General features: G+C 42.4%; 19 protein-coding genes and 1 tRNA gene. 4 read left to right on the top strand and 16 right to left on the bottom strand.

Going from position 1 to position 21561, the window contains the following annotated elements; translation table 11 throughout:
* Positions 1–22 precede the first annotated feature (22 nt).
* From GNIT_RS10825 to prmB, 3 genes are all read right to left on the bottom strand, one after another.
* A complete protein-coding gene (locus GNIT_RS10825) occupies positions 23–1234 on the bottom strand; it encodes an MFS transporter (RefSeq protein WP_014109246.1) in 1212 nt (403 codons plus the stop codon).
* A gap of 99 nt (positions 1235–1333) precedes the next feature.
* Positions 1334–2431, bottom strand: a complete 1098-nt coding sequence (gene aroC, locus GNIT_RS10830) for a chorismate synthase (protein ID WP_014109247.1) — start codon at positions 2429–2431, stop codon at positions 1334–1336.
* Between the two features lie 18 nt (positions 2432–2449).
* The gene (gene prmB / locus GNIT_RS10835; protein ID WP_014109248.1) at positions 2450–3379 is read right to left on the bottom strand and encodes a 50S ribosomal protein L3 N(5)-glutamine methyltransferase; all 930 of its coding nucleotides are present in this window, start codon (positions 3377–3379) and stop codon (positions 2450–2452) included.
* A gap of 99 nt (positions 3380–3478) precedes the next feature.
* On the opposite strand from prmB, the gene smrB reads away from it, so the two are divergent.
* On the top strand, positions 3479–4051 hold the full coding sequence (smrB, locus tag GNIT_RS10840) for an endonuclease SmrB (protein WP_014109249.1): 573 nt from the start codon (positions 3479–3481) through the stop codon (positions 4049–4051).
* A gap of 5 nt (positions 4052–4056) precedes the next feature.
* Here the strand turns inward: smrB and GNIT_RS17910 are convergent, their stop codons facing one another.
* The 4 genes from GNIT_RS17910 to GNIT_RS10855 form a co-directional block, all read right to left on the bottom strand.
* Entirely contained in the window at positions 4057–4185 is a 129-nt protein-coding gene (locus tag GNIT_RS17910; RefSeq protein ID WP_083822439.1) for a DUF3149 domain-containing protein, read from the bottom strand.
* Positions 4186–4356: 171 nt separating this feature from the next.
* Entirely contained in the window at positions 4357–4998 is a 642-nt protein-coding gene (locus GNIT_RS10845; protein ID WP_014109250.1) for a transglycosylase SLT domain-containing protein, read from the bottom strand.
* Positions 4999–5134: 136 nt separating this feature from the next.
* Positions 5135–6712 carry a glutamate--cysteine ligase gene (gene gshA, locus GNIT_RS10850; protein ID WP_014109252.1) on the bottom strand — a complete coding sequence of 526 codons (1578 nt, stop codon included), beginning with the start codon at positions 6710–6712 and terminating at the stop codon, positions 5135–5137.
* Positions 6713–6826: 114 nt separating this feature from the next.
* Positions 6827–9712 carry a M16 family metallopeptidase gene (locus GNIT_RS10855; protein ID WP_049786933.1) on the bottom strand — a complete coding sequence of 962 codons (2886 nt, stop codon included), beginning with the start codon at positions 9710–9712 and terminating at the stop codon, positions 6827–6829.
* A 226-nt stretch (positions 9713–9938) separates the two neighbouring features.
* Here GNIT_RS10855 and GNIT_RS10860 point away from each other — a divergent pair, with 226 nt between their 5' ends.
* From GNIT_RS10860 to GNIT_RS10870, 3 genes are read left to right on the top strand one after another with little or no spacing between them, the layout of a single operon-like run.
* Positions 9939–10502, top strand: coding sequence for an Hpt domain-containing protein (locus GNIT_RS10860; RefSeq protein WP_014109254.1), 564 nt, complete (start codon positions 9939–9941; stop codon positions 10500–10502).
* Between the two features lie 14 nt (positions 10503–10516).
* Positions 10517–11233 (top strand): pseudouridine synthase, encoded by a 717-nt coding sequence (locus GNIT_RS10865; protein ID WP_014109255.1) that lies wholly within the window; start codon positions 10517–10519, stop codon positions 11231–11233.
* Complete coding sequence (locus GNIT_RS10870) at positions 11212–12135, top strand: ketopantoate reductase family protein (RefSeq protein ID WP_148261712.1); 924 nt, start codon at positions 11212–11214, stop codon at positions 12133–12135. Before GNIT_RS10865 ends, GNIT_RS10870 begins: the two co-directional genes overlap by 22 nt.
* Before the next feature lie 165 nt (positions 12136–12300).
* Here the strand turns inward: GNIT_RS10870 and lysS are convergent, their stop codons facing one another.
* The 9 genes from lysS to GNIT_RS10915 form a co-directional block, all read right to left on the bottom strand.
* Entirely contained in the window at positions 12301–13842 is a 1542-nt protein-coding gene (gene lysS, locus GNIT_RS10875; RefSeq protein ID WP_014109257.1) for a lysine--tRNA ligase, read from the bottom strand.
* Between the two features lie 26 nt (positions 13843–13868).
* Positions 13869–14967, bottom strand: a protein-coding gene (gene prfB, locus GNIT_RS10880; protein WP_148261713.1) for a peptide chain release factor 2 whose coding sequence is annotated in 2 segments (ribosomal slippage) — positions 13869–14891 and positions 14893–14967 — 1098 coding nt in all. Because the reading frame shifts where the segments join, the coding sequence is not laid out codon by codon here.
* Between the two features lie 147 nt (positions 14968–15114).
* Positions 15115–15687 (bottom strand): NADPH-dependent FMN reductase, encoded by a 573-nt coding sequence (locus GNIT_RS10885; protein WP_014109259.1) that lies wholly within the window; start codon positions 15685–15687, stop codon positions 15115–15117.
* Between the two features lie 238 nt (positions 15688–15925).
* Positions 15926–17659, bottom strand: a complete 1734-nt coding sequence (gene argS, locus GNIT_RS10890) for an arginine--tRNA ligase (RefSeq protein WP_014109260.1) — start codon at positions 17657–17659, stop codon at positions 15926–15928.
* Between the two features lie 12 nt (positions 17660–17671).
* Positions 17672–19249 carry a peptide chain release factor 3 gene (gene prfC / locus GNIT_RS10895; protein ID WP_014109261.1) on the bottom strand — a complete coding sequence of 526 codons (1578 nt, stop codon included), beginning with the start codon at positions 19247–19249 and terminating at the stop codon, positions 17672–17674.
* Positions 19250–19390: 141 nt separating this feature from the next.
* Entirely contained in the window at positions 19391–19876 is a 486-nt protein-coding gene (gene rimI / locus GNIT_RS10900) for a ribosomal protein S18-alanine N-acetyltransferase (protein WP_014109262.1), read from the bottom strand.
* Positions 19867–20433 carry a hypothetical protein gene (locus GNIT_RS10905; protein WP_014109263.1) on the bottom strand — a complete coding sequence of 189 codons (567 nt, stop codon included), beginning with the start codon at positions 20431–20433 and terminating at the stop codon, positions 19867–19869. The genes rimI and GNIT_RS10905 overlap by 10 nt, the downstream gene beginning before the upstream one ends.
* 193 nt (positions 20434–20626) lie before the next feature.
* A tRNA-Trp gene (locus tag GNIT_RS10910) sits at positions 20627–20703 on the bottom strand.
* Between the two features lie 69 nt (positions 20704–20772).
* Positions 20773–21549: a phosphotransferase gene (locus tag GNIT_RS10915; protein WP_238526888.1), complete on the bottom strand. Its 777-nt coding sequence runs from the start codon at positions 21547–21549 to the stop codon at positions 20773–20775.
* Positions 21550–21561: the final 12 nt, after the last annotated feature.

The following is a 21561-nucleotide window of genomic DNA, read 5'->3' on the forward strand; positions in this document are numbered from 1 at the left end:
ATTATTTTCTTAATGTTATTTGTCATGCTGTTTTTTTGTCAAAGAATTTTTTGCTACTTACCAAGAGTAATGCGAAAGCACCAACAAAAGCAAAGCTTGCAGATATTATAAAGCTTTTTTCGGCGCCCGCGCCCTGCATCCATATATTGCCCGCAATAAAACTGCCTAAAGCGCCGCCGATACCAAATGCAATACTAACGTATAGCGCTTGGGCCCTGCTCTGGAAGCCACTTGCAAAGTAGGTATATAAAAAATGCACTGACGTGGCGTGCGTCATGCCAAAACTAAATGCATGCAGTGTTTGACTGAAAATAATCGCGCTTGCAGATTCCGGTATCAGCGCAAGAGTCAGCCACCTTACAGTGGTTAACAGCATAGAAATAATCAACATCCACTTTACGCCAAACTTTGCAATAAGTCGTGACGCAATGATAAAGATGCCAATTTCAGACAGCACGCCAACGGCAATAAATAAGCCAGTTTGTTTGCCCGAGTAATCTAGATCTGCCATATAAAGCGCAAAAAAGCTGTAGTAGGAACCAAAGCTAATTTGTAAAAATATAGCGGAGATAATAAAGACGATAAAAACTAAACTGCGTACTTTATGCCATTCGTTAACCACCACTCGCTCGTGCTTTGGCACTGCTAGAGGAGATGCAATGAAGAGTGAACTGATATATAGCGCTAGCAAACAGAAACTGGAAGTGTAAATAATGACTTCTGTTGAGAAAAAATCGAGTAGAAAACCAATGAGTAGACTCAATACTATGAAACCGATACTTCCCCATAAACGCACGGCGCCATATCCGCCCTTACTGTCTTTGCTAGCACTTACCGTAATCACTTCGAGTTGAGGAAGCACGGCCGTCCAAAACATCATCATCATCCCGAAACTAAACGTCAAAGCCCAGAAACTGTAAGAGAAGTAGACCGCAGTAAAGGTAACAAAAGCGAGTAAACAACCAAAACGGACTATATCCGCACCACGCCCAGTTTTGTCGGCAATCGCCGCCCATAAATTAGGCCCAAGTACTCGAGTTAATGTAATGATGGCAAGTAAGCTACCAATCTCTTGTGAACTGAAACCTCGTCCATCAAGAAAAACACCTGCGTAAGGCGTAATTACGCCTAGCTGTCCGAAATAAAAAAAGTAGGTAAGTGAAATAAGCCCCAAATTAGTGGGGCTAGAAATAGCCGCCTTACTTTTCGTCGTGAACAATGCTGACAATAGCAAAGCCTAATCCTTTTCATTCATAGTGGTGCGCAGTGAACCAAACCACCTAGTAAATAGTGCTTCTATTAATCATCGAGATTGTGAAGCTTACACTGCAGCCTAGCGTTGCGCTGGTATCACCGGTGTGATTGATTGAACCAGACTGTTTTGCGCACGATGCCTAAGCAAATGATCCATCAAAACAATCGCCAACATCGCTTCAGCGATAGGTACAGCGCGAATACCAACGCAAGGATCATGACGACCTTTAGTGATGACATCCGCAGGTTTACCGTTAACATCGACAGATTCACCTGAAATGCTAATGCTTGACGTCGGTTTTAAAGCCATGTGTACTATAATTTCTTGTCCACTGGAAATGCCGCCTAATATGCCACCCGCATGGTTCGTATGAAAACCTTCAGGAGACATTTCATCGCGATGTTCCGTACCTTTTTGATTAACAACGTCAAAGCCATCGCCAATCTCAACGCCTTTGACAGCATTGATGCCCATCATGGCGTGTGCAATATCTGCATCAAGTCGGTCGAACACAGGTTCGCCTAATCCTACAGGCACGTTAGTTGCGCTCACACTAACCTGCGCTCCAATTGAGTTGCCTTCTTTCTTTAGGTCGCGCATGTAGGCATCTAGTGCCTCTAGCTTCGTGTCATCAGGACAGAAAAAGGGGTTCGTGTTAGTCACACTATGATCCACTTTATCTACCTTGATTGGACCTAGCTGACTTATGTAACCGCGTACTTCTATGCCGTACTGTTGTTTAAGGTATTTTTTAGCAATACCACCTGCAGCAACGCGCACAGCAGTTTCTCTAGCAGAAGAACGACCCCCACCACGATAGTCTCTAAAACCAAATTTTTGCTGATAAGTATAATCGGCATGACCGGGGCGAAAAGAATCTTTGATTTTAGAATAATCCTGGCTTCGCTGGTCTTTGTTGTTTATCAGTAAACCAATACTCGTGCCGGTCGATTTACCTTCAAATACACCACTCAGTATTTTAACTTCGTCATCTTCTCGGCGTGCAGTTGTATATTTTGAAGTACCGGGCTTACGGCGATCCAAATCACCCTGCAAGTCTTCTTCGGTGAGTTCTAGTCCCGGAGGGCATCCATCAACCACACCACCGATGGCAATACCATGACTTTCTCCAAAGGTTGTCACGGTAAATAATTTACCTATTGTGTTCCCAGACATGCTGTTCTTTCCTTACATTTAATTGATATTTGACCAATACTTCATCAGTGTTTCTTTTTGAACGGCAAAAATTCCGCTACCACCCTGAGATAACTCGCACCAGTCAACATCGAGGCCTGGAAAGCGAACAGCAACGTGCAATTCACTGTTGCCTACTTCAACAAACAACCATGCGCCGTCATTCATATAATCGGGAGCTTGCTGCAGCATGATTTCAACAAGGTCTAAACCATCTTCTCCGGCAGCCAAAGCGTGCTCAGGCTCATGATGGAACTCATCAGGAAGATCAGCCATATCATTTGCATCAACATAGGGTGGATTTGACACGATAAGATCGTATTGCAAACCTTCTAAGCCCTCGAATAAATCAGACGCTAAGGGAATGACCTGCTCTTCCAATTGGTATTCGTGAATATTCATTGAGGCAACATCAAGCGCATCGGTGTCGATATCTGCAGCATCAACCATAGCCTCAGGAAATTGAGTTGCTAGAGCGATTGCAATACAACCACCACCAGTGCACAAATCAAGTATCTTTGTCGGTTCAGTGTCTAAGTATGGCTTGAAATGTTGCAATATTAATTCAGCAAATGGAGAGCGTGGAATTAATACACGCTCATCAACGTAGAACGGCATACCGGCAAACCAAGCTTGATGGGTTATGTACGGCAATGGTTTTTGTAATTCAACGCGCTGCTGCAGCCAATCTGCCATCAACTGTTTTTCTGATTCTGTTACACGTGCCTGATATAGAGCCTGTTGACGAACTATAGGCATATCCAGGGGTAAATTTAATGCTTGAAAGACTAAGCTGGATGCTTCATCCCATTCATTATCGGTGCCATGACCGAAAAAAACGCCTGCTTGATAAAAAGCAGAAATAGAATAACGGATCCAGTCGAGTACAGTGACTAGTTCTGGCGGATGAGATGGTTGTTGTATATTCACGGGATCCTTAGATGAGAAAGTGATATTACTGACTCAATATCAAGCCAATCCTGATATAATACGCAAAAATTCAATCAAATTCGCTTGTTATCTGCCTTTATGAAGAAAAAAACTTCAAATTTAACCAACCTTGACAGCTCGGAAGAAGACATTTCCTTTGCAAGTCTTTTTGATGGTGTAAAACCCGTCAAACATGATCGTCATGAATTGTCTCGCAAAGATAGATTGCTTAAATTGAAGCAGCGTCAATATTCAAGCAATGCAACCGAAAAAAAAGCTAACGCAATGTTTGAGTTTTCGGATGGATTTGAAGCAAGTTTTTCAAACAACGGTCCATTAAAGTATGTTGCAGAAGGGGAACGCACCGATCGAGTCAAGCAGCTTAGAAATGGTGAAATTGCACCTGAACTGCTTTTAGACCTGCACGGAATGACGGCAGAAGCCGCAAAAAATGAAATTGCGGCATTATTATTTGTGGCGCATCGAAAACACTACCCTTGTGTTTGTATCATGCACGGTATTGGCACCGGCACACTAAAACGCAAAGTACCTAGTTGGCTAGTACAACACCCCTATGTGATTGGGTTTCACCAAGCCACCTTGGAATGGGGTGGGAATAGCGCAGTGCTTGTGCTGATAAAACAAAATGAAGAACACAAAAAATACGATTAAACCTGCTACTTGTGTTCATCTGGTGAACTATTGTGTATGAACATATACGCAAAATATGAGCTCATGATTATCATCACTAAAATGCCAAGAAGTGAACCCCAAACTACTGCGTCGCCGAATATCATAGAAAACATAAATAACCTCACAAGTTAATATTTATAGCAGTGTATTTATAGATATGAGTCTATAAACCAGTATTTATGAATGAATGATAGTCTAGGATTGGCAGAGTACATCTGATCGAGATCAATATTTGAACCTCGTTTTTAGCAGTCTGGCAGAATTGATTGCGTTAGATCAAGTTTTTACGTTATCAGTCGCATAAACCAGTTTTTATTTAGATCGGCTTCACAAGTTTTTAATTGCGCTGCATAGCGTAATGAGCGTGAGTTCACTTTTTGCGCTACTCCAACCAGCCATTTTTTTTTGCGGTAAGATTTACGTTTATAACCTCCCCACCCTTCGTGATAATTGAGGTACTGGGCATTTGCGTCCCACTTTGAAATTTTATTTATTTGATGTGTTTTGGTAATGAACCAACCCATAAAATCGATGGCATCGTCGAAGTCTTCTCTGCTGGCAAACATCCGCCCTGTTTCTCTTTTGTAGTCATCCCAAGTCATGGTTTTGGCTTGCGAATAACCATATGCTGAGCTAACTCTTCCCCAAGGTATGAGGCCGAATAGAATATAGTCACGAGGAGGTAGCGCGTCGTGGCGAAACGAGCTTTCTTGATACATCATTGCCATGGGAACGTGGATCGGAACTCCCCATTTTTCACGAACATCTGCTGCAGCGTGAAACCAGTCACGTTTTTCATAAAAAATGTCGCAAATATTTTCTTTTTCAGTGGGCGGCTGCGTCGCACAAGCACTCGAAAGTAGGACAAAAATAGCCACAAAAAACGATTTTAAGGATTTGATTTTAAAAAAAATGAACTTTCGCATGTTAGCCTACTCTTACTGGTACATGTGAATTAACCAGTTTTTCTGCTGGATCCCTATTAACCCGAACTTCTTTTCGAATGTTCGGGTTTTTTTTGTCTAAAAATAAGTCTGCTGGCGTCATTTATCTGTTAACACGCTATCTGGCAAAGTAATCCTGTATGAATACTGCAAACGATTTCGTATCTGCCTGCTCGACTTTAATGCGAGATTCAATAGACTCTTTGGCTTGCTGACGAAACATATCTTCAGTGATATGCAAATAATTCAAACCAGAAGCATGAGTCTTATATTCAAACGCCAATTCTAAACCTAATGTACTGTTGTCAATATCATGCTCTAATAATGTGCTTAACCATTTTGCAGAAGGTGTGTTATTCGGATCTTTGACTTTATCAAATTCTCTCTCAACTGCCTCTGAGTACTTTGCATTCGAATTTGCTTGATCAAGTATTTTGGCTACCTCTTTGAATTCAACAAACAGTTCGGTTGACCAATCCTGCAATGAAATAGCTTTGCCTTCATGCTTTAGCATTAACCCCGGTTTGCGCCCTTCGATGACGACAGCATCCAAATTATCGTCACTTTCATCATAAGCAGGTTGCGTGAACTTAGGCGACTCTTTAAGTAAACAATATAGCAAAAACACGTCTAAGAAATAAAACTGATTTTCATTTATGCCTAGCTGAGAAAATGGATTGACGTCTAATGCGCGAACCTCTATGTAACTCACACCTCGACTCTCTAACGCATCACTCGGCTTTTCAAGGGATTTTGCGACTTGTTTTGGGCGAATAGGTGAATACAGCTCGTTTTCAATCTGTAAAACATTACTATTCAGCTGCTCCCATCCCTCTTTTTCGTTTGATGAAAAAACACTGTAGTGCTCAGAAGGTGTGTGAATGGCTTCGCGCACCGAGTTAACATAAGAACTCAAATCGTTATAATCTATATTTAAAGATGATTGCTCAGAGTTCGTGTAGCCTAAATCACTCATTCTTAACGATGTCGCATAAGGTAAATACAGCGTACCTCTTCCTAGCTTTTTAAACGGAAATTTATTTTCTTTGCCTTCTAAAAATGACTGACAGAGCGCTGGAGAAGCACCATATAAGTAAGGTACCAACCAAGCTAAAGTACGAAAATTACGAATTAAATCAAAGTAGTATGACGAACGATTGTCTAGGTTATTTTCAACTTTGTGCAAATCACACCAAGCCTGCCAAAATTCATCCGAAAAAGAGAAGTTGAAATGCACACCAGCAATCACTTGCATCATGCTTCCGTAACGGTTGTGTAAACCTTTACGATATACTTCTTTCATTTTCGCTACATTAGAGCTTCCATATTGCGCTATTGGAATATTTGTTTCTTTATTCACGAAGCAAGGCATGCTCATAGGCCACAATCTTTCTTCACCAATATTTTCATAAACAAATTTATGAATATCTGCAAGTTGAGCCAAGGTTGTTTTCGGCTCTTTTTCTGGAGGCGTAATGAACTCCATTAAACTTTCGGAAAAATCAGTGGTGATAGTATCGTGTGTGAGTGTCGCACCCAGCGCTTCAGGGTGCCCTGTGGTTGCTAAGCCGCCTGTTGGATTAACTCTAAGCGCTTCCCTCTCTATTCCATGCTTGATATTCGGCAAGGAGGTTTGAAACTGAGATTGAGAAAGTGACGTTAAGCGCTCTGCAAAGGTAAGTGAATGAATAGCCAAATTATAATTCCGTTACTGGTTTGAAAAACCCCTGTAGATAAATGCCACAGGGGTATTAACGTAAGTTGCCGCCTAGTATAGTGTGTAAATTATAAATTCACACCAAAGATTTACCTACTTTGGTACTTCTAAATCGATAATTTGTCTATCGAGTACCGATAGTTTTTCGCGCAATGTCGCCGCATCTCCGACAACAATAATGTCCATAGAGTCGGTGTCTAACCATTTAGCTGCTAATGCATTAAGTTCTTCAGTCGTGGCATTATTGATGATTTCTTTTTGACGCTTGCGGTAATCTTTATCTAAGTCATAACCCAACATTCTAATTAAGATGCCTGCTTTTCTCGTCGGTGTTTCTGAACTTAGTGCATCTCGTTGTGTGTAAGCCTTTTTCATAAGCTCAAGTTCATCTTGGGTCATGCCCGATGCTTGATACTTATCCATTTCCTTTAAAAACTCTTGAATACTTGCCACCGTATGCTGTCCAGCAACATCAGCACTCGCGCTAAACGTCCCCGTCATTTTGCCGCCATTGAAGCCGCTGCGTGCGCCGTATGTGTAGCCTTTATCTTCACGTAAGTTAAGATTAATTCTGCTATTGAACATGCCCCCTAATGGAAAGTTCATCAGGCCTGACTTAAAGTATTCACCTTCAGCATCAAATACCAAAGCATGCTTTAATATTGAAATCACTGACTGTACGCCACCAGGGTTGTCAACAAGATATATTTTTCCTTTTCCAGCATTGGCAAATTCACCAAAGCTTGGCAGGGTATATTCTTTACCCTCCCACGCAGAAAGGAACGATATTGTTTCAATAGCCTCGGCTTTTGGTATATCCCCCACTATCACCACATCTGCGAAATTAGGACGATAGTAGTTGTCGTAAAATGCCTTTAGATCTTCCAAAGTGATGGCCTGGACACTCTGAGTTGTTCCTTCCTCTGGCATACCAAGAATATTGCTCTCACCAAACAGCACAACGCTACTAGCTCTGCTGGCTAGAGTCGATGGGTTTTTTAAAGCTTGCTGTAAACCTTGCAGCGTATTTTGTTTCAAGCGCGCAAAGTCTGCTTCTTTGAAACCGGGTGAAAACAACATTTCTTGCAAAATAGTCATGGTTTCAGACAAGTTTTTTGTCAATGAAGATACATACACGTTTGTGTAGCGACCAGATGCACTAAATGAAATACTGCTGCCAAGTAATGCGAGACGGTTGGCTACTTCCACGTTGCTAGACAGCGCCGTGCTCTCGTTCATCATTTGTGCTGTCATTACTGCAATACCGGGTTTATCAGCAGAATCTAGCAGCGGGCCGCCTTCAATCGCAATGTTCATAAAAACCGTGGGAGTTTCATCAGTATCCACACCAAGAATTTCGATACTTTGGCCACCGGTGTTCTGAACACCAGCGCCCTCGCCGACAACGTCGCGGTCAAACGTGTGACTCCAAAATTCAGGAATGCCAACAATAGGATTAACTCCAGCAGCAGGTTGTAGGCTTCGATCAAAGTTATCCGCTATTTTTGTTTGCTCAATAGCGTCAGCCAACTCAGTTTGAGCGTCATATTCACGCACTGGTAAACTAAAGTTTTGCGCTGCCACAGCAAGTTGCGCTTGTCCCTCTGGCACAATACTGAGTACCACCGCAGGCTTGTTTTTCACGTATTTATCGAAGACACGCATAACATCGTCTTTGGTCACGGCGTTGTAGCGCTCTATATCAGCTTGAATGCCATCAGGTTCGTTATCGAATATTTGGCCGCTGGCTAACTGACGTACCTTGCCAGCAACACTCTGTAGACCAAAAATAGTACCACTTTCAATTCCTGCTTTTGTACGCTGTAAGTCATCATCCTGAACGCCTCTTTGCTCAAACTCAGCGAGTGTTTCATTAATGATCGTTTGCATCTGCTGTAAACCTTGCACTTTTTCAGGATTAACCAATGCCAGTAACTGGAATTCACAGGCTAATTCACGACAAGGATGACCTGCGAATGCTTGCAACGCTAAACCATTCTGTACCATGTTCTTGTAAAGTAATGAGGTTTTGCCTCCGCCCAGAATATCGGCTAGTACGTCGAGTGCAGGTTCGTCCGGATGCTTTGCATAAACTGTCGGCAGGGTAATTTGCAGTAAAGGCAAATGCACTTTATCTTCCAATGTGATGAAACGAGTTTCAGCTAGTTTGGCGGGTGCTTTTTCTGCTTTAGTCACCTCTGGTCCGCGCGGAATAGTAGCAAAGTACTTTTCAACCCATGCTTTAGTTTGCGCTTTATCAATGGCGCCACCAATAGTTAACACTGCGTTGTTAGGGCCGTACCATTTTTGGAAGAACTTTTTGAGATCGTTAACGTTAACTCTATCAAGGTCTTCGACGTAACCAATGGTAGACCAAGAATATGGGTGTCCCTCAGGATAAAGCGCTTCTCCGGTTCGTTCAAAACGCAAGCCATAAGGTTGATTATCAACGCGTTGACCTCGCTCGTTTTTAACTGTTTCGCGCTGGTTTTCAAATTTTTCTTGCGTCACAGCATCCAGTAAAAACCCCATGCGGTCAGCTTCCAACCACAGCACTTTTTCAAGTTGATTGATTGGAACCGTTTGATAATAATTGGTGATGTCAGCATTGGTAGAGCCATTCATACTACCACCCGCTTCAGTCACAATCTTAAAATGCTCTTCATCGGCTACATTTTCTGAGCCTTGAAACATCATATGTTCAAAGAAGTGTGCAAAACCTGAACGGCCCAACTCTTCTCTAGCAGAACCAACGTGATAAGTAATGTTAACTTCCACAAGCGGATCCGACTGATCTTCATGCAGGATTACCGTCAGTCCATTAGCGAGCTGGTATTTTTCATATTTTATGACTGACCCAGATAACTGTTCTGATTTTGTTTCTGTACTGTTATTGTTCGCTGGTTGGCATGCGCCAAGCGCAAATATAGACGCCGCCAACATAAAGAATACGACCTTTCTTGAGAGCCTTGTAATCATCTTTTACCTTTGTTGTTTACCGTTGTAAGGTGGGAGGCTCAAGCTTCGAGCCGGATATTTTCTATCCCTTTAGCGCGACTACCAAAATTGTACCTGTAATGCAGGCTGGTAATTTCGTTTTATAACCAATATATTGTAGAAAAGTTTACGTTAAACCGTACATTAGACTATTATGCATGATGACAACGCAATGTGCATATTCATTCGCTAAAAACTGGACCAAAACATGTCAACTAATTTACCCATTCTTAACTATGACTTCGCATTAAATCAACTTGGTGGTAACGAAGCGCTCTTGAGCAAAATGCTGGGTAAATTTGTTACCGAATTTGCACGAGTCCCCTCTGAAGTAAGCAGCTCTCTAGAAAATAACGATATCAACAGTGCGAAAATTAAAGTACACACTGTGAAAGGAATTTCTGGCAACTTAGGGCTGCAGGCTTTATTCGATTGTGCAACACGCTTTGAAACAGAGCTTCGGGAAGGCCATTGGAACCAGTCTACTCTGCTAGAGTTTACGCAAATTACCGGCGACAGCTGCACTGAAATTCAGCAAATGGATCAAAAAGAAGCTCCATTACATGAGAATGGCGGCACGACTCTAGCCCCGGAGACAAGCAAAACCGAACTCATAAAACGTTTAAAAAGAAACGAATTTATTGACGATGACACTTTGTTTGATATGGTCTCAAGCCTGCAGTTATCAGAGTCAAGCTCCAGAAATCTTATTAGCTTAGTTGAGGATCTTCAGTATCCAGAAGCGATCGCGATAATAGAAGAGAGTTGTTAAGCAAGCCCCCACCTATGCTAAAACTTGTTTTAGATAATCCAGATTTTTTGGTCCTCAATAAACCTTGTGGCATGCCTATGCATGACTCTGCCGAAGCAATCGTCCCCATGGCCGAAGCGTTATTCAACGTCGACAAGCTGTGGTTAGTCCATCGCTTAGATTCTGATACATCGGGCTGCATCCTGCTCGCCAAAAACAAAGATGCCGCGGCGGAATTCGGTAAACAATTCGCTGAAAAGACGATACAAAAATACTACCTTGCACTTATTGATAGCAAGCCTAAAAAAAAGCAAGGAACGATCAAAGGCGATATGAAAAAATCGCGCAATGGCGACTGGAAATTAAGCACGGATAACGATAATCCTGCTGTTACTCAATTTTTCAGTTTCGTGGTGAAAGATCCTTTACAAGCGCCAGAAATAAATACTGAAGCTACAATGCGTCCAGCGCTTAGACTATGCATGGTCAAGCCTATCAGTGGCAAAACACACCAAATAAGAGTTGCACTAAAATCGCTCGGGTCGCCAATTATCGGTGATAAACGCTACAAAGGTACGCCGTCAGACCGCTTATATTTGCATAGCTATGTGCTCCAGTTCACTCATAATAACGAATTTTTTAATGCTTCTTGCTTACCTCAAACAGGCGAACTGTTTGCTAAGCACCTAGATAGCTTTTTCACTCAACACGCTAAACCATGGTTAATGAAATGGCCGACATTCAAAGCATAAAGAACATCGGTATTATCGGGCGCGGCGCTATTGGCGTTAACATTGCGTTTAACCTGCAGTTGGCAGTAAACATAAAGACAACGCTCTTCGTTCGAGATAACAATGATCTTAACCACCAGCTCACTCTATTAGATGCAGACGGCAACACGCACCAGATAAACACACCGCAGCAGTTTCTCTCCCAGCAGGCGCTTAAACAAATCGATATTTTAGTAATACCAGTGAAACAATATCAAATTGAAGCTCTTCTGCAGGAACTTGCGCCGATACTCGGTTCACAAACGGCAATATTGCTTTTGCACAATGGTATGGGTGGTATCGAATTAGCACAAAAATATTTACCAAATAACCCCCTACTTGTCGGCACAACAACCGACGGGGTTTATAAAAGCTCTCCTACTTGTTTTAGCCAAACCGCTGTCGGTCAGTTTGACATTGGTATTGTTGACGAAGAACACCCATCGGATAACGGCGAGCAATCGGACTGGGAATATCTCGAATATCTGCATCCCAACCTTCGCTGGCGCAATGACATCGTGTTCGCCCTTTATCAAAAAATAGCGGTAAATGCAGCGATAAACCCACTAACAGCATTGAAAAACTGCAAAAATGGTGAACTTCTTAATTATCATGATGATATAAAAAAAATAAAAGAAGAGATATTCGATTTATACGAGTTTATGAATCTACCTTTGGACAATCATGCGCTTTCTCAACACATTGACGCAGTCATTCTGCTCACAAAAGATAATTATTCATCCATGCATCAAGACTTTCACAACGGTCGCGAAACCGAAGTTGACGGGATCTTAGGGTTTTTGTTAGATAAGGCCAAAGAAACGGGCATGAAAATACCGATTATTCAAACCTTGTATAAACAAATAAAAGCGGGATCAAAGTAAGATTCAACTGTCTGCGCAATCGGTATACTTTTTTTCTATTTTTAAAAAGAGTTCGTCATAAATAAAGAAGCTAGTAATGAAAAAGCCTAACGCGCAATAACCACGTTAGGCTTTCAAATTGAATATAAAGACAAGCTTATGCTGTCAAGTTTCTCTTCGCTGCAATTAGTCGTGTGATACTGGCTTCATGTGTGGAAACAAAATCACATCTTTGATGGTCGGACTGTCCGTAAACAACATCACCAATCTATCAATGCCTATGCCCTCTCCTGCGGTCGGCGGTAAGCCATATTCCAAGGCAGTAATATAGTCTTCGTCAAAATGCATTGCTTCATCATCACCGGCATCTTTTTCTTGTACTTGCTTTTTAAAGCGACTCGCTTGGTCTTCAGAGTCATTAAGCTCCGAGAAACCGTTCGCTAACTCTCGACCACCAACAAAAAACTCAAACCGATCAGTTACAAATGGATTGTCATCATTGCGGCGTGCTAATGGAGAAACTTCCCACGGGTATTGTGTGATGAATGTCGGTTGATCAAGTTGTTCTTCGGCGGTCGCTTCAAATATTTCGCAAAGGTACTTACCTGCACCCCAGATACCGTCAACTTCTGGCTCTTTTATGTGCAGTTGCTTCGCCATCGCTTTCAGCTCTGGTAAGTGATTCTCAGGATCATTAATCGCAGCTACGTTAGCATCAGGCCAATATTTAAGAACCGCATCTCCCATACTCAAACGCTGGAAAGGCTGAGCAAAATCGTATTCTTTTGTTTCAACAACCTCACCTTCAGCATTTTTAACGGTATTGGTGATTACCGAGGTACCCATAACAGTATCAGCAAGGTAGCGCAGCATTTCTTCCGTTAAGTTCATCAAATCATTGTAGTCTGCGTAGGCTTGATAAAACTCTAGCATCGTAAATTCAGGATTATGACGCGTTGACAAACCTTCGTTACGGAAGTTGCGGTTGATTTCAAATACACGTTCGAAACCACCAACAACCAAACGCTTTAGATACAATTCTGGCGCGATTCGCAAGTACATCCCGATATCTAAGGCATTGTGATGTGTTGTGAATGGCTTTGCCGTTGCGCCGCCAGGGATAACTTGCAGCATCGGTGTTTCAACTTCCATAAACTGACGTTCTGTTAGGAAATTACGAATCCCACTGACAATTTGGCTACGAATTTTAAATGTGTTGCGTGTGTCAGGATTAGTGATCAAATCAACATAACGTTGACGATACTTTGTCTCTTGGTCCGCTAAGCCATGAAATTTTTCAGGTAGCGGGCGCAGCGCTTTAGTTAACAATTGATAGTCAGCCATATCCACATATAAATCACCTTTTCCTGATTTATGCAGGTCACCGCTGACGCCAATAATATCGCCAATATCTAAAGAACCATATTTAGCTTTGATGTCTTTTTGTGCATCTTTTGAAGCATACGACTGGATTTGTCCACTCATGTCCTGCAGTAGCAAAAATGGACCACGTTTAGCCATCACACGACCCGCAATACTGACCTTGTTTGCTTGCGCCGCTAAGGTCTCTTTGTCTATTTCACCAAAGGTAGTCTGCAAGTCTTGTGCATAGTGTTTACGGTTAAATTGATTCGGGAAGCCGTTCGAAGCACAGTTTTCGCGTATATGCGCTAACTTGCCACGACGCTCGGCAATCAATTTATTTTCATCTTGCTGATGGTCACTCATGAGTAGTCCTGTTAATTACTGTGTTACTAAAGGCCAGACTTTAAGCTGGCTTCAATGAATTTATCTAAATCACCGTCTAGTACGGCTTGTGTATTTCTAGTTTCAACGCCAGTGCGCAGGTCCTTGATGCGAGAGTCATCCAATACATAAGAGCGTATTTGACTGCCCCAGCCAATATCTGACTTTCCGTCTTCTAAAGCTTGTTTCTCTGCGTTTTGTTTTTGCAGTTCATATTCATAAAGTTTGGCTTTCAACTGTTTAAATGCCTGATCTTTATTCTTATGCTGCGACCGATCATTTTGACACTGCACAACAATATTCGTTGGTAAATGGGTTATTCGCACGGCAGAGTCGGTCCTGTTCACGTGCTGTCCCCCTGCGCCTGATGCGCGATACGTGTCAATACGAAGGTCAGCAGGATTAATTTCAATCTCAATGTCGTCACTGACTTCCGGATAGGCGAATGCCGATGCGAAAGATGTATGGCGGCGACTGCCGGAGTCGAACGGCGACTTGCGAACCAAACGATGAACGCCGGTTTCGGTGCGCAACCATCCAAAGGCGTATTCCCCTCCGAAACGAATTGTTGCGCTTTTAATACCCGCAACATCGCCATCGGACAACTCAATAAGCTCCGTTTTAAAGCCGTGTGCCTCGCCCCAGCGTAAATACATGCGTAAAAGCATGTTCGCCCAATCTTGGGCTTCTGTGCCGCCTGAGCCTGACTGTATATCTAAATACCCGTCGTTAGCATCATTTGGGCCAGAAAACATTCTTCTGAACTCAAGCTTTTCAAGTGCTAGCGTTAAGTCTTTTAATTCGGCTTCAGCGTCGTTTAGGGTGTCTTCATCTTCTGCTTCGACCGCAAGTTCAAGAAGCCCTTCAACGTCTTCTGTGCCTTGCGTCAGTTTCTGAATAGTAAGGACGACTTCTTCTAATGCTACTTTTTCTTTACCCAAGGCTTGTGCCTGTTCTGGATTGTTCCAGATATCTGGATTTTCAAGCTCTCTTGAGACTTCTTCTAAACGTTCTACTTTGACATCGAGGTCAAAGATACCCCCGAAGTGATTCGGTTCTTTCACGAACATCCGCAATAGCGGTTTGAATTGGATTAATTTCGAACATATTTCAATATTTTAACTAAAAAATTAAGAGGCTGGATCTTACAGAATTTATGATGAATTTAATAGATGGAACGAGGTGCAAATAAGCAGAAAACCTAGATTTTTATGGTCAACGCTATTTGCAACTCGATATATTACGGGAATTGACTTATTTTGCAGCTTGCAAAAGCGTTTCAGCTAAGCTGCGACCAATTCCATGTAGATTTTTTTGTGTTTTTTCATCTACCACATTGTGGTTTTCATCAACCAGTTTCGCAACACCGCTTACTGCTAATTGATTTGGCAATACATGCATACCAATGTTACCAAGCAGCATGCGCAATGGTACTAATCCTCTTATTCCGCCAAGACCACCTGGTGAAGCTGCGATAATCGCCGCATACTTGCCCTTGAATGCTTGCAACGGCTTCTCTCCATCTTCCATGCGTGACGCCCAGTCAATCGCATTTTTTATCAACGCGCTGTAGCCGCTGTTGTATTCTGGATTACCAATAATGAAACCATCGTGCGACATAAGCAATTGCTTAAATTTTTTGGCATTTACTGGCATGCCTTTTTCAGCTTCGAGATCCTCATTGAAAATAGGCATATCGAACTCTGACATATCAATGACGGTAACCTCAACGCCATCTACATTAGCGCCTTCAGCTGCACATTTGGCAATACTAAAGTTATATGAGTTTTTGCGGCCACTGCCGGCGAATGCGAGTATTTTTGGCATTTTGTTCCCTTTTTGACTAATTTTTAAAGACTTTGTTTACATGCAGAAGCGTTTATTTAATTGCTCCTAACTCCAGCGCCAGCTAGTTTATAGACGCTGTATTCTTATACTGTTGTACGTCATTTTACGTTAATTGTTCAGTCTGCGATTACGCTGCGTTGTTACATCAACAACAAATACACAATTGGCTTTGTGCCGCCTTGTTTTGTTTTTATTGAGTAGGCTTGAGGATAGCTGCCTACATTGCTTCTAAGGTGTCGATCCCCAAAATTTCTAAACCGACTTTGAGCGTTTTTGCCGTTAGTGCACATAAACCTAAGCGGCTGCTCCTATCTTCTTCACTGACCTGCGGTTTCAACACAGGATTAGCCTCGTAGAAGCGCATAAACAAGCTTGCTACTTCATATAAATAGGTACACATAATATGCGGTGTCGCTTCCTTACAAACGGCTTCAAGTACTTCATCAAATTGCATAAGTTTAACCACTAAATCATGCTCTTGAACTGAAGCGACTGAGACAGAGGCTTGGTAAGTGTCCATATCTTGCTTAGCGTTTCTAAAGATACTTTTCACACGCGTATAAGCATACTGTAAATAAGGTGCTGTGTTACCTTCGAAGCTGAGCATCGTGTCCCAGTCAAAGATATAATCCGTTGTGCGGTTTTTACTTAGGTCAGCGTATTTCACTGCGCCAATTCCGACAGTAGCAGCTACTTGCTTTTTGGCGTCGGCACTTAAACTTGACTCGCGCTGGCTAATTAGCACCTCTGCTCTTTCAATCGCTTCATCTAGTAAGTCAGACAGCTTTATAGTCTCTCCTGAGCGAGTTTTGAAGGGTTTGTTGTCTTTTCCAAGCATCATGCCAAATGGACAATGCTCATAGCTGTCGCTTTCAGCTAAATAACCAGCCTTGCGCGCTACAATTTCAGTTTGTTTAAAGTGTAATGCTTGTCTGTTATCTGTAAATATCAACGTTCGTTGTGCATGTAGTTGATTTGCACGATAGCGAATGGCTGCTAAATCGGTAGTAGCATAAAGGTAACCACCGCCCGACTTTTGCACAATATACACCGCAGGGTCGCCGTCTTTATTCGACATTTCAGGAATAAATACGACTTTTGCACCTTGGTCTTCAACCACAATACCTTTTTCAGTTAAGTCTGCTAACACATTCACTAAGTCTGGGTTGTAACTACTCTCACCCATAATATGCTCACGCTTAAGACTCACATTTAGCTTTTTATACACTTCTTCGCTGTGCTGAATTGAAATATCAATAAACTGCTGCCAAAGCTTCAGACAAGCTGCATCGCCTCCTTGCAGTTGAACCACATAATCGCGAGCGCGATCGGCAAAACCGGCTTCGTTATCAAACCTGACTTTCGCTTCACGGTAAAAATCTTCTAAATCAGAAAGTGCAGTTTCTGCAACAGAGGAACTTTTCAATTTATCATTTAAGTGCGCAAGCAACATGCCAAACTGTGTTCCCCAATCACCCATGTGATTCTGACGGATCACGTGGTGTCCTAAATACTCTAGAACATTGACTACAGCATCACCGATGATCGTGCTTCTTAGGTGACCGACATGCATTTCTTTTGCTAAATTTGGTGAAGAGTAATCAACCACAATGGTTTTGCTCTCGTGTGGTTCTATCGTTAGCTTGCTATCTTGAAGTGCACGTTCACACCACGCTGACAACCATTCATTCTTTAAATGAATATTGATAAAACCTGGGCCAGCAATTTCAAGTTTACTCGCTACGTCGTCCAATTTAACGTTGGCAAGAATTTGTTCAGCTATATCACGCGGCTTTTGCTTTAATTGCTTTGCTAGCGCCATTGCCCCGTTAAATTGGTATTCGCCAAAGTCGGGTCTTGTGCTTCTACTCAATGGAATAGGAGCATCTTGGATACCCATTGCCTGAACAGCTTGGGCGAATCTAGCGCTGAGTAAATGATGAATATTCATGTTTTAGTAAACCTAATGTTCTCTGGTGGTTTTAAATTCAATGTCTGGATGACGCTCTTGCGCTAGAGACAAGTTGACCATCGTTGGCGCAATGTAAGCCAAATTATCGCCGCCATCTAAGGCTAAGTTCACTTCTGCTTTGCGCCTAAACTCGTCTAACTTGCGTGCGTCATCGCAATACACCCAGCGCGCTGTGGCAACAGCGACACCTTCATATATTGCATCTACGTTATATTCGGCCTTGAGTCTGGCAACCACCACGTCAAACTGCAGCACACCGACGGCACCAACAATTAAATCGTTATTCTGCAATGGCCTAAATACCTGCACTGCCCCTTCTTCAGAAAGTTGTATCAAACCTTTCTGCAATTGCTTTTGCTTTAGGGGGTCGCGTAATCGAATACGCTTAAATAATTCTGGAGCAAAATTAGGGATACCGGTAAAGCGATACTTTTCACCCGAAGTGAATGTGTCACCAATTTTGATAGAACCATGATTATGTAAACCGATGATGTCGCCAGCATACGCATCTATAAGCAGGCTTCTGTCACCAGCGAAAAAGGTGACTGCATCCGCTACACGAACATCTTTACCGATGCGACTGTGATGCATTTTCATGCCTTTTTCATACTTGCCTGAAACAACACGGCAGAACGCAATTCTATCGCGATGCTTAGGGTCCATATTTGCTTGGATTTTAAACACAAAACCACTAAAGCTCTTATCGCTGCTGTCAACACGACCTAAATCATGCTCTCTGCCCTGTGGCTTCGGTGCCCATTTAATGAGGCCATCGAGCATATGGTCAACGCCGAAGTTACCGAGTGCTGTGCCAAAGAAAACCGGCGTTAGTTCGCCAGCTAAAAAAGCCTCATGATCGTATTCATGAGAAGCTCCTCGCACGAGTTCCAACATATCTCGTAGTTCTTCAGCGTAGACACCTATCGCAGCATCAAGATCCGGGTTGTGTAGCCCTTTGATGCTTCTTGCCGCTTGAATAGTATGACCTTGACCCGACTTGTATAGAATCGTTTCGTCACGCAATAGATGATAAACGCCCTTGAACTCTTTACCCATGCCGATTGGCCAAGTAATAGGGGCACATTTGATTTTCAGGATATCTTCTACTTCATCTAACAAGTCGATTGGATCTCTTGTATCGCGATCCAGCTTATTGATAAACGTGATGATTGGAGTATCGCGTAAACGAGTAACCTCCATGAGCTTTATCGTTCGAGCCTCAACGCCTTTTGCTGCATCAATAACCATCAAACAGCTATCTACCGCAGTTAACGTCCGGTATGTATCTTCGGAAAAGTCTTCGTGCCCTGGAGTATCGAGTAAGTTCACCAAGTGATCTTTATATGGAAACTGCATAACCGATGTAGTTACCGAGATGCCCCGCTCTTTCTCCATTTCCATCCAATCGGATTTCGCATGTTGTCCAGACTTTTTACCTTTGATCGTACCCGCAATCTGTAAGGCATTTCCGAACAATAATACTTTTTCTGTAATAGTGGTTTTACCCGCATCGGGGTGAGAAATAATCGCGAAAGTACGACGTTTCTCTATCTCACTTTGGTAACTCATAATGTCTCGTTAGGTTTGTGCAAATCAAAAGGTTCAGGTTAAAAGGCGCAGGCTAAATGGCGCAAAATAACGGGTGCATATTCAAAGGCGCGAATTGTACCCTCTTCGAACGCATTTTTGAATGTTAAATACAGATAAAGCTTACAAGACTTTCTTCATAACGTAAGCATTTTCTCTAGGAGCGGCGGGCGCGTTTTTCTGGGTGGCTTGCGTGGTGCTGTCGATAGCTACTGCAGTGTCGTAATAATTTTTACGTTCACCGATGAGTTCAAAGCCCACTGAACGATAAAGATTGATAGCAGCGTTGTTGCTGAATCGGACCTCGAGAAATATCGACTGCTGCTGCATCTTGCCGGCCAAATCAAAACTAGCTTCCATTAACTTTCTGGCTATTCCCTTATTTCGATGCTGAGTGTCTACCGTAATATCTTCAATAGTGCTCTCATCTAGCACGCTTGATAACAACACATAACCAACAATATTATTATTTTCTTTAGCGACTAAGGAAAAGTCATTTAGCGCACTTTTTTCGAACGTGCTGTATGTCCATGGATTTGGCCTGCTCGTTTTAAAAATGCGGTAAGCCTCCGCGATATCTGCCTCGTTGAACGCAGATATTACGACCATCCCTGCGCCTTGAAGTGAGATTCTAGCGTGTTCCATAACTGTTTTTTGCTTGCCGCCGTAGTCAATGCTTCAGCGTTAGGCGTTATCAATAGTTTATCTTTTAAGGAAATCGTTTTACTGTCATGAACTTGCCAAATCAGACCTAATTCTACCGTATTGCTAACTGCAAACACGCTCAAAACTTGTTTAATAAAGTCATTCGCTTCGTCTATCAGCTCGGGGCTTTTTTGTTCCTCCTGTTGTTCCTTTTGTTCGCTATGTACAAGCCTGTCAGTAACGCTTTCTTCTGCTACGTGCTCAGCACTTTGCTCTGTATCAAGCACTGAATTCGCATCCTTTCTCTGTGCGCTTGAGTCCACTGATGGTTCACTCGGCAGACTAAGGCAATCAAATAGAGTGATGCCTGCACGACGCTCATACAATGGAATGCCCATTATTTGCAGCGTTGCCTTTTGATAGTCGCTCAACTGATAGTCGCTCAACTGATTATCGCTCAACTGATTATCGCTCAACTGATTATCGCTCAACTGATTATCGCTCAACTGATTATCGCTCAAGGCTGTGTTCCTAGATTGAAGTGGACTCGATTTAGACGAATGCAATTTGGCTGCCTTTTACGTTATCGATTAGTGTTTTACTTATCGTTTTCTATTAACAAGGATAGCCAAAATTTGAACCTGATAAAAGGGTTTTATGACAAAGTTGATGAGTGAAATAATTCATTCACTATGGATAGAAAGTGCAAGAAATTGGCAGGGGTGGAGGGACTCGAACCCCCAGCCATCGGTTTTGGAGACCGCTGTTCTACCAATTGGAACTACACCCCTGAAGTAGTTTGCATTATACGTTGACGAAAATAAAAAGAAAGAATTTTATAACAACAATTGAGTGACAGCCTAAATTTTAGGCGTTAAACCAAGCGCTTGGTACCACAGCTTGTAAGTCAATTCGATAAAACCGGCCTGTTTTGAGCAGCCTTCATAAACCTCGTTGATCGGAATGTTGTTTTGTTTAGCGTAAGCCGTCAACAATAAATCGTGCTGTTGCGTGTCGAAAGCATTAACTTTGGCGCATGAAAGTAGGTCAAAATAACGACTCCCCATGCCAGCATATTCCCAATCAAGAATAATTTTTGTCGGAATGCATAGGTGCGCCCAAACAAGGTCATTATGACAAAAAGCCTGTTCTTTTGGAGCCGACTCCATGCTCTCTATCCACTTTTCCGTTGCTCTAGTAACCTCATCAACTAAGAAGCTTGGTGGATTTGCTAGTGACGTCAAATATTGATGCCACTGTCTGGGCAAATCAACGACTTTCGCTATCACCTTACTGTTGTGGACACGCGTTAATGCTGTCGCTAGTGAGTTTATGTGTAGCTCATCAAAAAACAACAACATTTGGCTTCTATGCTGTTTTATCCATTGCTCAACGTAGATACCGGTTTCTATTGATAGGTAAATTGGCTTTGGTGCCAAACCCTTCTGTGAAAGACGTAATTGAAGATCAAAGCGTTCTTGGCGATCGATGCAAAGAGAATCCTCACCTTGAAACTCTTTTACCAAAAACTCTTTAGAATCATCGCTTAAGTGGTAAGTATGATTTATAGCGCCGCCCGACAATGGATACATAATTGCATCGTCAGTTAAGCCAAGAGGCAATTTTAAAAGCCTCATAAGTTCATCGCT

This window comes from Glaciecola nitratireducens FR1064 (assembly GCF_000226565.1).
In the GTDB taxonomy this organism is placed as follows: Bacteria; Pseudomonadota; Gammaproteobacteria; order Enterobacterales; family Alteromonadaceae; genus Glaciecola; species Glaciecola nitratireducens.